This is a genomic window from Paraeggerthella hongkongensis (genome assembly GCF_003726035.1).
Classification (GTDB): Bacteria; Actinomycetota; Coriobacteriia; order Coriobacteriales; family Eggerthellaceae; genus Paraeggerthella; species Paraeggerthella hongkongensis.
Map to the genome: position 1 here is coordinate 25,921 of NZ_QICD01000001.1, position 12,135 is coordinate 38,055.

Annotated in this window: 10 protein-coding genes; 7 read left to right on the top strand and 3 right to left on the bottom strand. The window is 57.8% G+C overall.

Features of this window, described 5'->3' with window-relative positions; all coding sequences use genetic code 11:
- Nucleotides 1-34: 34 nt before the first annotated feature.
- Nucleotides 35-2,749: a DUF6273 domain-containing protein gene (locus DMP08_RS00130; protein ID WP_123190990.1), complete on the top strand. Its 2,715-nt coding sequence runs from the start codon at nucleotides 35-37 to the stop codon at nucleotides 2,747-2,749.
- Between the two features lie 151 nt (nucleotides 2,750-2,900).
- Here the strand turns inward: DMP08_RS00130 and DMP08_RS00135 are convergent, their stop codons facing one another.
- Together DMP08_RS00135 and DMP08_RS00140 are read right to left on the bottom strand one after the other, a co-directional pair.
- Nucleotides 2,901-3,515, bottom strand: a complete 615-nt coding sequence (locus tag DMP08_RS00135; RefSeq protein WP_123190991.1) for an NUDIX hydrolase — start codon at nucleotides 3,513-3,515, stop codon at nucleotides 2,901-2,903.
- A 168-nt stretch (nucleotides 3,516-3,683) separates the two neighbouring features.
- A complete protein-coding gene (locus tag DMP08_RS00140) occupies nucleotides 3,684-4,148 on the bottom strand; it encodes an Hsp20/alpha crystallin family protein (RefSeq protein ID WP_114566288.1) in 465 nt (154 codons plus the stop codon).
- Between the two features lie 284 nt (nucleotides 4,149-4,432).
- Between DMP08_RS00140 and DMP08_RS00145 the strand changes: the two genes are divergently transcribed.
- Together DMP08_RS00145 and DMP08_RS00150 are read left to right on the top strand one after the other, a co-directional pair.
- Nucleotides 4,433-4,963 carry a metallophosphoesterase family protein gene (locus tag DMP08_RS00145; RefSeq protein WP_123190992.1) on the top strand — a complete coding sequence of 177 codons (531 nt, stop codon included), beginning with the start codon at nucleotides 4,433-4,435 and terminating at the stop codon, nucleotides 4,961-4,963.
- Between the two features lie 56 nt (nucleotides 4,964-5,019).
- Nucleotides 5,020-5,730, top strand: coding sequence for a thermonuclease family protein (locus DMP08_RS00150; RefSeq protein ID WP_161555390.1), 711 nt, complete (start codon nucleotides 5,020-5,022; stop codon nucleotides 5,728-5,730).
- 329 nt (nucleotides 5,731-6,059) lie between these two features.
- On the opposite strand, the gene DMP08_RS00155 is transcribed toward DMP08_RS00150, so the two are convergent.
- Entirely contained in the window at nucleotides 6,060-6,755 is a 696-nt protein-coding gene (locus DMP08_RS00155) for a ferric reductase-like transmembrane domain-containing protein (protein WP_123190994.1), read from the bottom strand.
- 289 nt (nucleotides 6,756-7,044) lie between these two features.
- Between DMP08_RS00155 and DMP08_RS00160 the strand changes: the two genes are divergently transcribed.
- The 4 genes from DMP08_RS00160 (at nucleotide 7,045) to nrfD (ending at nucleotide 12,105) form a co-directional block, all read left to right on the top strand.
- Nucleotides 7,045-9,696 (top strand): molybdopterin-dependent oxidoreductase, encoded by a 2,652-nt coding sequence (locus DMP08_RS00160; protein WP_123190995.1) that lies wholly within the window; start codon nucleotides 7,045-7,047, stop codon nucleotides 9,694-9,696.
- Nucleotides 9,697-9,708: 12 nt separating this feature from the next.
- Nucleotides 9,709-10,335 (top strand): 4Fe-4S dicluster domain-containing protein, encoded by a 627-nt coding sequence (locus DMP08_RS00165; RefSeq protein ID WP_123190996.1) that lies wholly within the window; start codon nucleotides 9,709-9,711, stop codon nucleotides 10,333-10,335.
- A 120-nt stretch (nucleotides 10,336-10,455) separates the two neighbouring features.
- Complete coding sequence (locus tag DMP08_RS00170) at nucleotides 10,456-11,175, top strand: TorD/DmsD family molecular chaperone (protein WP_123190997.1); 720 nt, start codon at nucleotides 10,456-10,458, stop codon at nucleotides 11,173-11,175.
- A 57-nt stretch (nucleotides 11,176-11,232) separates the two neighbouring features.
- Entirely contained in the window at nucleotides 11,233-12,105 is an 873-nt protein-coding gene (gene nrfD, locus DMP08_RS00175; RefSeq protein ID WP_123190998.1) for an NrfD/PsrC family molybdoenzyme membrane anchor subunit, read from the top strand.
- The last annotated feature ends 30 nt before the right edge of the window (nucleotides 12,106-12,135 follow it).

The following is a 12,135-nucleotide window of genomic DNA, read 5'->3' on the forward strand; positions in this document are numbered from 1 at the left end:
CTATACGAAGAATCATGAGAAAGGAGCGAACGATATGACAAGTACGTTGCAACCGGTTCGCCGGGTATGCGCGGCTGCGTTGGCGCTTATGATAGCGCTGACGGGGTTGAGCATTACGCCGAGCGTGGCTCGAGCGGAGGGCGTCGCGCCGCCGCTCGATGCAGGGTCAAGCTATACGGTTTCGGTTGACGTCCATGACGCCGGCAATCCTTCCGAGCCGTCGATGTCTGCCGGCATGTTGGCTAAAAACGCCGAGATCGACGTGGACGGTTCGGGACGGGCGCGCATCACGCTGCACTTCGTGCCCGCCCAGATCATGGGCCTTGATGTGCATGCGAGCGACCTTGGCGTGTATGAAGAGGGTTCCCAGAGCAACTTCATCGAAGGGGTTTCGTTCAAGTTGGGCGAAGACAACTCCGCTATCTGCCAGTTCGTCTTGCCGTATGTGCCCAATGACGGCTTGTATCGCGTTGAGATGCGCTCTGACATCATGAACAGAGACGCGTTGCTGTACGTGAAATGGCCCACGTTGAAGAAGACGGGCGGCTTGGGCGATACGCTGGCCGGTTTGGTGGAAAGCGCCAAAAAGTACTCCGCGAACGACTACACCGAGGATTCTTTCGGTAAGTTGAAGGCCGCGATTGCGGATGCGGATGCGGTTCTTGCCAATCCTGATTCGACGCCCGAACAATTCCAGGCGTCGATCGACGCCGTCAACAACGCTGTTCAGGGGCTGAACGCTGCGGCGAAAAGCCCCTTTGAAGCGGGTCGTACCTACTATGTCGACGTGACCGATCAGGACCCCACGGGAAGTCGAGCGCTTGACCTTGAAGCCCGGTTCGACGTTGACGAAGCCGGCACCATCAAGGCGACGTTGCGTTTCAATCCGTACTCTGATTTTCTAGGAGCCTATCAGGTGTCGGCGGCAACGCTTCTCGATCGCGAAGGGGAGGTCGCTGCGAACAATGCGATCGAGCAGCATGACAACGGCGGGGCAACCTGGACGTTCGATCTGCCTTACTTCGCAAGCACCGGTCTGTACAAGGCGAAGGTGACGGCAACTTCGGCCAGTCCCGACAAAATACATACCCTGGCATTCGACTGGAGCACGATTCGCACCACGGCAGACTTCCGCAAGCTTGCCGCGGCCATAGAAAAGGCTTCCGGTCTTGCCGCGCCGGCCTACACGGCGTCGAGCTTCGCCGTGCTTTCCGAGGCGCTTGCTCGAGCCAAGGACGTTGCTGCCGACACCTCTCACTCGCAGACGACGGTCAACGACGCGCTCGCGGCGTTGACCGAGGCGATGGATAAGCTTTCCATTGCGGAGAATGCGGGTAGCGGCAATACGGTTAACCTGGGTATTTCCGGATTCAACGCCCCGTTTTCGGACGAGAGCGCTCCGGGCAAGCCCTGGGCTGGCAGCCGTGTGTACTTCGGCAAGGACGACCAAGGGAAGCCGATTTCCTGGAGGGTTCTGCAGACTTCCAAGGATGGGGTCCTGCTCAATTCGGAGCACACCGTTACCGGTCAGGCATGGAACACCGATATGTCCATTCCTGCCAGCGAGTTGTTCTGGAATACCGCCACGCTGCGTACGTACCTGAACGACGAGTGGTTCAACAAGACGTTCGACGCACTGTCCAAGGAAGCGGTGAAGACCACGGAAGTGAAGTCGTTGTCTTTGGCGGACGCATCGAAAGAGGTGGCGCCTGCCACGCAGGACAAGGTTTTCGCGCTTTCGATACAGGATTACCGGAACAAGGCTTACGGGTTCGTTTCCAATGAATCGCGTGCGGCGAAGGAGATATCGCTTTTGACTCGCACGACCGACGAAAGCGCGTCGTTCATGACGATGGTCTTGATTGTTCTGCCAGACGGAGACCTTGAAAGCGGCTTTAACACTATGATGCCCTATACCCCCAATCTGGGAGTTCAGCCCGGTATCACGCTTGATCCGAGCAAGGTTTTGTTGACTACGCCGGCGTCTGCGGCGGCTCCTTCGGGCATTCAGAAGCCTTTGGCCACCGAAGATAACGCTTGGAAACTCACGCTGATCAACGATGATTGGAAGTTCGATGCGAGCTGCCCTCGCGTTGACGGCGAAAAGATCTCCGTAGAGTATGCGGCCAACGCCTCCCCTTCTGGTCGAATGTCGCGAAGCGCTGCCCTCGATCAGGATGATCGCGTAGTGTCCGCCCTTGTGGTGCGAGGCAGCGATTGGAGGACCGGTACCCCTGTCGGCTATGGCACCGTGGGCAAGGTTTCGGGCGAGAGCGGTTCGGTCTCATTTGAGCTGCCCGCCGATTTCAATAAAGAAACCGACAAGCTTTACCTGTTCGCAGAGCGAATTGGCGAAGGTGCCGAGAGCAATATCGCAACGATGCCCGTAGAAGTGAGCGTTCCCGATGCCGAGGAGCCTCCGGCTCCGGAGCCGAACGATCCCAGCACTCCGGGCGGGGACGCCCCGGGAAATTCCAACGCGTCTGACAAGCCTGTCCCATCGAATCCTGGAAATGCCGGGACGTCCGGATCCTCGCCTGCGCCGTCTGGCGGCCAGGGCCAGGCCGCCGGGTCGACTGATGCGGCGAAGGTCGTTGCTGCAAAAACGGACAGCCGTGCAGCGGCGCAAGCTATTCCCAAGACAGGAGACGCTGTTTTTCCCGCTGCGGCATTTGCCGGCATTGCCGGTGCGGCGGCAGCGTTGTCGCTGATTGCGGTGCGCGCCTATCGTCGTAAGTTGGAGAGTTAGCAGCTGAAGCGTGCGATGTGCGTTTTTCCGTGATACGTGCGGGCCTCGCCTGGCTTGAAAACCGAAGGCGAGGCCCGTGCTGGTTTGCTTGCGGCGTGCGAAGGCGCGAAGTCGCGTGGGCCGCTGGTGTGGGGCGTCTTTGCGCTGGCGGCTACCGTCTGCGCGCGAAGGCTTCCAGCACCAACTGGACGCGGGTGCCCAACGGGGTGGTGTTTTCTGCAAGGAATCGCGGGACGTCGGCGATGTCGAGCAGGAACGGCTCGATGAGCTCGGTGGGTTCCGGTTGCGCGTCCGCCGCTTTCTCGACCTGGGCGAACACAACGTGCACGGTCTCGTCGGTTAGCCCCGTGGACGAGAAGCCGGCTTGCGGCAGCGGGTCGATTGCTTGAGCGCCTAGGTTGGTTCGCAGCGCGTACCCTGTTTCTTCGCGAAGCTCTCGATCGACGCATTCCGCCAGGCTTTCTCCCGGCTCCATGAGGCCGGCCGGAAACGCGATGCACCAACTGTTCAGCGGATAGCGAAATTCCCTGATCAGGAGCAGTTTTCCGTCGGGGGTTTGAGGCGCGATGGATACGGCATCGGGAGGAGTTGGGTTCCCGGCGGCATTTGCTTCGAGTGCGCGACGGTAGGCGTCTTCTCCTTTTCTGGATGCGCTTTCGTATTCGTACAACGATCCGTCCGGCATGGTGTAGGTGAGCACGTACTTCTTGATCCATCCGTCTGCTACCAGTCGGATGTCTTTGAGGCGGGGCGCGGTTGCGGTCACGGGGTCTCCTTAGGCGATTGTTGCATTTTGTATAGTGTAGCAATGAGGCGAGAGGGCGGAGTCGATGACTCCGCCCTCTCGCCTCATTCGTAGAGCAGGGCGGCTTTGGGGCCGCCCTGCTCGTTTCTTTTGCTGCCGTCCGCGTTTTCAGTGCGGTCCGATGCTGCGCTAGCCTTCGATCGAGATGGTCTTCTTCTCCTCGATTTTGGGCTGCTCTTGCTTCTTGGGTACGGCGATCTTCAGCACGCCGTCTTCGAATTTAGCCTTGATGTCGTCTTCTTCGATATCGTCTCCCACGTAGAAGGTGCGGCTGCATTTTCCGCTGAAGCGCTCCTTGCGCACGTACGTGCCCTTTTCATCCTTGTCCTCGGATTCGGATTGCGTTTGCGCGGTGATGCTAAGGTAGCCGTCCTTGAGCTCTGCCTGCACGTCTTCCTTCTTGAAGCCCGGAAGGTCGATGGTCAGCTGATATGCCTCGTCGGTTTCCTTGATGTCGGTGCGCATGAGGGCGGGCGACATCTTCTGCATTGCCTGCATTGGCGCGGCTGCCGTGTTGAGGAATGCGTCAAAGGGGTCGGTCATCAACTCGCTGAGAAGGTTGCGGTTCCTGCGCATGGGTACCATCATTGCCATGTTCATCATCTCCATTTCGTGCGGCTTGCGTGCACGTCATGCAGGTACGTCGTCGCATGGGCGTGACTCAAGCCTCGGTTGCGTCGTTTGTTTGTACGATTCATTTATAGTACGCGTTTTAGCACTCGTCAAGTGAGAGTGCTAAAACGTAACATTCTCGTTGACCCTCGGGAACGTCGTGCTCGCGTGCGGGGCGCTTCGCTGGTTTTGGCGCTTCGACGAAGGCGAGTCTTGTCTTTGGCGGATGCCTTATACTGGTGCGCATTCGAGGAAAGGATGCGCACATGACGGTAATCGGCCTAATATCCGATACTCACGGAAATCTGTCCGACGACGCGCTGGCGGCTATGGTCGACGTCGACTATATCATTCATGCGGGGGATATCGGCGGCCCTGAGATTCTGTGCGCCCTGGAGGCGCTTGCCCCCACAACGGCAGTATTGGGGAACAACGATTTCGATGAGTACGGTTCTCGTGTGAGCCGCTTCGCGCATCCGGTGATCGACGGCGTGCGTTTCTTGGTCGCGCATTACCCCCGTGATGTTCGCATCGGCTTCAATGGCTGCGCGGCCTTGGCGGCGGGCGATCCCATTCCGCAGGTGTGCGTTCACGGGCACACGCACGTTCCGGAATTGCTGACCGGCGCAGACGCTCGTCCCGCGGAGTATTTTCTGTGTCCGGGAGCTGCATTTCGCCCGCGCGGCGGGTTTCCCCGTTGCACGGGGCGGATGGAGGTTGAGAACGGGCGCGTGTTGCGTGTGCACATCATGTCGTTGAGCGGCGACGTGATCATGAGCGCAGGGGAGCGGGCGTGAGCGACCGGCGCTTTCCGCCGGTGAAGGAGCGGGACGTTCGGCGAGCAGCACGGTGCGTGGCGAAGCGGCTGGGAAGGAGTCCGGCGGGCAGGATTGCGAGCGGTTTGCTACTGCTTGCGCTGGTGGTTGCTGCATGGGCGGGACCGCAGCTTGCTTTGTCGGGAGGGGGCTCGCCCGATGGGTCGGGTGCGCGTCCGACTGCGTCTGTCGGATGGGAGGCCGTGCATGTAACGGAAGATGCGCGCCGTGCTGCCGAGCAGGACGCGAAGCGCTCGACCGACGTTCAGCGTGCGAACGCGGATCCTGCTGCGTTCGACCAGGTGACGGTCCGGCACGTTGTAGACGGCGATACGCTGGCGGTGATTTTTGCCGATGGCGAGCGTGCGTCGGTGAGGCTTATTGGCATAGACACGCCCGAAAGCGTAGCGCCGCAAAAGGAGCGGAATCGCGAAGAGGGCGTATGGGCGTCCGACCACATGAAAGGGCTTGTGGGCGAGGGCGACACGTTGTGGCTGCAGCACGATACCAACCAGATTGACAAGTACGGTCGTCCGCTTGCCTACGTGTGGCGAGCCCTGCCCGCCAGTGCCGCCGAGGCCGACGATCCTGCCGTTATCGCGCGCGACATGCTGAATGCCATTCAGGTGATCGACGGCTACGGTCAGCCGAAAACGTACCGTCCCGACACGTATCACGACAGCCTGTTCGCCCAGTGGGGAGTCGAGGCCGCCGCCGAAGGGCGCGGGGTGACGTACTTGTGGGCATAGCGCTGCGGGGCTGTCGACGTCGTTGTGCGCGCACTGCCGCAGGCGCATTGTCGCCCGAAACGTACGGTTTTGCCGTGAAAACCGTACGTTTCGGGCGACAATGCACTCTTCGCCGTATGTTCGGAGCTTGGCCTTAGCGGATGACGGTGAGCTCCCCAGTTTCCGAGTCCATTGCGCAGCCCGTGGCGTGCATGTGCGGCGGCATGACGGGATGCGCACGCACCATGTCGACGCTCTGGCGCACGGGCGTGGTTCGCCTCGCGAAAAGAGTAACGGGGCGTTCCTGGTGGGGAGCGCCCCGTTGGGGAGGGGAGGGCGTGTGGAAGTTGCTAGTGCATCGCAGCGGGAGTTGCGTTGGCGTGCGTGGTTTTGCGGCAAAGGGCCTTTTTGGTTCTTAGGATCACGTAGAGAAATGTGATCAGGGAGTACACAGTAAGGCTAATTACGGCGGTTTCGTTTCCGGCTAGGGCGGACGGTGCTAGGAGCATTGCCAAATGCACATACGTGAGCAGGTAAAACGGGTACGCGAAGAGCTGGATTCTTTTCCACGCGGCGGCGGTCATTCGGTGCTTAACGATCTGAAACGACGTTACCATCAGTATAGCCATCATGATAACTAGGAGAGCGGCCAAAAGAAGCGCGATCGTAAGATTGCCTGTAAACCCTGCGGTAATGCGAGGAAGGTACGAGGCGGTGTAAAACGCGATGTGTCCTGCGGCGAATATGCAGCCCAGGATGGAGAGCTGTCTGCGAACAGGCATGAGGCGCGATCGCAGAGGCGAATTCTCTCTGAGCACGCCGACAAACATGACAACGGTGAACAAGAGGAACGCCAATGCGCATCGTTGCATAAGGGGCATGAAATAAGGCCAAAGCCCTGCGCTGGAGTTTATTGTTGTCCCGTATAGATATAGCCCAACGAGCGCAAGCGCGCCTAAATAGAACGGGACCGGGTGTTTCTTGAGCGGTTTTGCGCAGAGAAAAACGAGCGCGGCGGATACGATAAGTGCGATTATGAACCTCATGACCATCCCCCTTTGATCGCGAATACTGTCACACTATCATAGTATAGATGATAGTGTGATCATTTCTAATTGAAAGTAAACCAGCGGATTGAGTGAGTGAATTATGCTCAATATAGGTTTATAGGGGCAACGGTCTTTCGTTGACTGTCCTACACTATGGTGATAGTATGGCTGAGGTAGCTATCATACGAAGTTGTGACGGTTACGCTCATGCATGGGTCGACGGAGAATTGTTGGAGGACGGTCTCGGTCGGGACTGTTCTCCGGAATGCGATCTGGAGGGGGTAATGTGGGAACGACATTAACACGACGTAATTTCGTCAAATGGGGCACGGCTGCTGCGGGTGCGACAGCGCTGGTGGGTTTCGCTGGTTGTACTCCGAGCGGAAGCGATGGCGACGCCGCTTCTCAAGACGGCGCTGGGAAAAAAGCGGGTCAGTGGCTTAATGCTCCTTGCTACAACAACTGTAGCTGCGGTTCTTCCCGTTGTTTGAACAGGGTATACGTTGAGGACGGCGTACCGCTGAAGATCCGAACGGACGAGGCGGAAGAAGATACGTACGCAGTGCCTCAGCGCCGATCCTGCCTTCGCGGTCGCGCTAAGATCAGCGAAGTGCTTTCTCCTGCGCGTATCAAGTATCCCATGAAGCGAAAGAACTTCAGTTTGGACGACCCTCATGGCGAGCTGCGCGGCATTGATGAATGGGAGCGCCTGGAGTGGGACGAGGCTCTGGATCTTGTTGCCGAGGGCATTAAGAAAATGTTCGACAAGTATGGTCCGACGGGAATCCTGTGCGGTGCATCCAGCAATATCGGCGACGGCTATTATGACCAGAACGTGTGTCTCTTGAATGCGCTTGGCGGATCGGTCCATGCTGAAGCTGGTACCGTGTCTTTCGGTTCATGGTCGGTCATCGATACCCATATGCTCGGTGGTATGGCTATGACCGTTACCCCGCATCATTTGCAGCTTGTCACCAGCGACCTCCATGTGGTATTCGGGTGCAACTGGGCGGCGAACAAATCCGGCAACCATACCCTATATCTTGATGAATGCCGTAGGCGCGGGGCCAAGGTTATCGTTATTGATCCGTGGCTGAGCCAGACGGCTCAAATGGCTGCTGACGAATGGATCCCGATTCTTCCCGGCTCCGACACGGCACTCGTTATTGCGATTTGCTACGAATGGATCAACGCCGGGACGTACGACCAGGAGTTTTTGAATACGTATTGCATCGGATTCGATGGCGACCATATGCCCGAAGGCGCTCCCGAGAATGCTTCCTGGAAAGATTACGTCATGGGAACTGGCTATGACATGACGCCGAAGACTCCTGAGTGGGCTGAAAAGATCTGCGGCGTGCCCGCTGACAAAATCCGCTCCTTGGCCGCCGAGATTGCCTCGGTAGATAAGGTGGATTTCAACTGCGCGCAGTCGGCATCGAAGATCCCTGCCGGCGAGCAGTTTGTGCAGAGCTTCTATACCATGGCCCTCATGCACGGCGGCATTGGCACCCCTGGCCACTACTTTGGTTGGTCGGGCGTGAAGGATTTTGCCAGCAGCGGTGTTAACCCTGGGCAATACTGCCCCGTCGACGCGGATCCTGCAAATCCGCTTCAGCCTGCTGGCGCTCCGGTTTACATGTATTACCCCATCCCTTCTTTTGCCACGTTGAAGGATCCGGATGGCTGGCTGAACCTGGAGCCTTCCGAATGCTGGCGTTCCATTCTTTCTGGCGAGTACGGACGCGACTGCTGGCCTACGGGCAAGCGTAAGGTCGATATTCATGCAGCGTACTTTGGCGGGCATATGAGCACGCTCAACCAGATCCCCGACACCATGAACGGCATCAAGGCTGTGCGAGGCATGGATTTCGTTTGGGGCGTTAATCCGTTCTTTGATTCAACTCGCCAGTATTGTGATGTTGTGCTTCCTTGTTCGACGTTCTGGGAAAAGCCCGGCAAAGCATTCAGCGGAGATTATGCTTCCGCGTTGTGGTATGACAAAGTGATCGATCCTTTGTACGAGTCGAAGTACGAGAGCTGGATTGCCGAAGAGCTTGCTGCTCGTTTGGGGCTTGATCCGAAGGTCGTTAATACACTGAGCGATGCCGAGCGCACTTACGCTACGGTTCGCGATGCAAAGTATATGGATGGAACGACGTTCGAGGCTTCGCCTTTGCTTACGATTACCCAGGATGAGATCGACCAGTATTTCCCTGGCGTCGAAGGCGCCCCGCAGGAAGGTAAGTTCACGTTCCAGGAGTTCCGCGAAAAAGGTATTTTGAAAGCCGATTTGTCCGAGGACATGTTTATTCCCGAGCCGTACATGGCATTTATCTCCGACCCGCAAGCGAATCCGCTCAAGACCGCTTCCGGCAAGTTCGAGATTTATTGCGAGACAGCTGCTTTCATGATTAACTCCGTTGGCTATTCTACGATTGCGCCTATTGGTATGTACCAAATCGGCGATCCGGAGCAGGGAGCGGGAACCCAGACCGAAGAGTACCCGCTTCTCCTCTGGACCCCCCATTCTTTGCGTCGAGCTCACTCCGTGAACGATAACGTGGTGTCGCTGCGAGAGGCTTTCCCGCAGGAGTGCTTTATAAGTACGGTTGACGCAGAAGCGCGTGGCATCAAGAATGGCGATGCGGTGCTTATGACCAGCCCGCACGGAAAAGTTCTCAGGCCTGCGAAGGTCATTCCTACGCTTGTTCCCGGTGCGGTTGCAATTCAGGATGGATCTTGGTTCCAGATTGATGAAGAAACGGGGATTGATCTTGGCGGGTGTCCTAACGTCTTGCAGGCTCCCAAATCTTCGGGTGGTGGATGCCAAGCTTGGACGGGCACGCTCGTCCAAGTTGAGAAGTACACGGGGAATTTGAAGCTTGACCCCGATAAGAACAGGCCCATCGTTATGCCCGTGGGCATCGGAGAATAGGGGAGGCGCATCATGACCCAGTACGCATTCTACTTCGATCAGGGCAAGTGCACCGGTTGTAAGACCTGCCAGGTTGCTTGCAAGGAGACCTATAAACTGCCGGTGAACAACCTGTACCGCAGGGTCCTCAACTATGCGGGTGGTACCTGGGCGAAAAACGAAGCGGGTAGTTACGTTCCCGATGGCGTGTTCGGGTACTTCACGTCCATCGCCTGCAACCACTGCGTTGATCCGGCGTGCGTGAAGAACTGCCCGACGGGCGCCATGCAGAAAGACGGCGAAACCGGCATTGTGTGGACCGATCATGAAGTGTGCATCGGCTGCAAGACATGCTCGACTGTGTGTCCCTATGACGCGCCGACGTTTGGCGAAGAAACGGGCTACATGATGAAGTGCGACATGTGCAAGGCCGAGATCGAAGCTGGTGGAAAACCTATTTGCGTCACCGGTTGCCCCATGCGTGCGCTTGATTTCGGCACGCGCGAGGACATGATCGCGAAGTACGGCGAGGGCGACATCGAGGTTGAGCCTCTGCCAAAGGATACGACGCACCCGAACCTTATCATGAAGCCGCACCGCGACGCGCAGAAGACTGGCAGCGGTACGGGCGCACTTGTGAACTTGGAAGAAGAAGTGTAGAGCAACCTGCCCCGCCGCCGTACGTTTGGCGGCGGGGTATCGATCAACGCTGCCGCCAAAAGCCGGATGACCCTCCCTCCCCGTTCGGTTTTTGGCGGTACGTGTTTATAGGAGGTCACTATGGGAATTTCGTACAGCGAAGACCAGCTTTCGTCAGCGGAAGTCGTGTTTGCGCAGGCTTCCCAGCTTTTGTATTGCGAGCCTGACAGCCAAAATGTGGCGAACTGCGCGCGTAGTCGGATGTTTGCAACCGCGCCTTATGGCATGGAAAGCAAGCGCGTCTGCCATGGTCTGGAGCTCATGAGCTCCTGGCTTGACGAGTGCGCTCCCGATGCAGATGCCGCGGCCTTCGAGGATCGCATGGGTTCCCTTCGTCGGGAGTGGTTTCGGCTGTTCCTTGGTGTGGGCACGCCAGACGCGCCTTGCTGGGAGTCGTTCTACCGCGAGCCGAATAGTCACTTGTTCGGAAAGCGTACGCTTGAAGTGCGGGATTGGTATCGCCGATACGGCTTGCAAATAGAAAAGCTTTACTCTGAGCCGGACGACCATCTAGGGCTTATGCTGGGTTTCGTGAGCCGGCTGGTTGCGCTTGAAGCGGACGCCCTTGCCGCCAACGACGAAGAGGCTGCCGGTAAAGCGGCATCCGAGCAGGAAGAATTTTTGTCTGAGCATGTTCTGCCTTGGCTGGCGGCGTGGCGCTACAGTGTCGAGAAGAGCGCAACCTCGGATTACTTCCGCGGGGTTGGAGAGCTCGTGTTCGGCCTTTGCGAGCTGTACGCAGGGCGCTTTGATGTGACGTTTGATGAAGATGCGCAGGTGTTCAAGAAGGCTCGCGGCTAGGCAACATAGAGCAAACACCCTATCATGGACGGCAACGTCTAACGGAGGGAGGCGACCATGCTGGGGACGTTCGTGATTTTGTATCTGTTTCTTGGAGGATGCGGAGCGGGCGTTTTGTGTGTGACAGCTCTGTGGTCGCTTGCATTTCATGGTACGACAAGTCGCTCGCAGGCTCAAACTGAGTCATTCGGCGCATTGAAGGCTCGCTGTTATGGCATTGGCTTTGCTATGCTGTGTTTGGCGGCTTTGTGCTTGCTGTTGGATTTGGGCAGGCCGGAATTGTTTTTCCTGCTGTTCACACGGCCAACTTGGTCAATTCTGTCGTTTGGCTCTTTCGTTCTGCTCGCTAGTCTGCTGGTAAGCGGCTTCCTGGCGGCGTCGAACATGTTGTACATGCCGTCCATTCGCGCAGCTGCTCGCAAGATCGCCGAGGTTGCTTGCGTGGTCGTGTCTATCGGCATGATGACGTATACCGGCATATACGTGGCGTGCGTAGAGGCAGTTGCACTTTGGAACAATCTGGCTATTCCTGCATTGTTCGCGTTCTCGTCGCTTTCAGCGGGGCTTTCGACGGTGTTTCTAGTGGTGCCGTTCGTGCAGGGCATTCAGCTGTTGGAGGGTTGGACGACGGCGCTTCATCGGGTGCATCTTGGCGTACTGTGCTTGGAATCGGTCGCTTTGGCTGCGTTTGTTGCCGCCGCCGCTGTGGATCCGTTTGCGGAAGGATCGATGCGGATCCTTTTGGGTGGGGAAGGGCTCGGCGCGTGGTTTCTTGTTGGCGTGGTGGGCATGGGGTTGGCTCTTCCCCTTGGAGTGGAGGCGTTTATGGCGCTTTCGAAGCGCTCCCTCCGCTTGCTTCCGGTGGACGCGCTATGCATCGTGGGCGGTCTTATCTTGCGCTTCTGCGTTGTTTGGTCGGGGATGCATTGAGGTCGTGCGGTTGCGGGCGCGGGCCTGGCT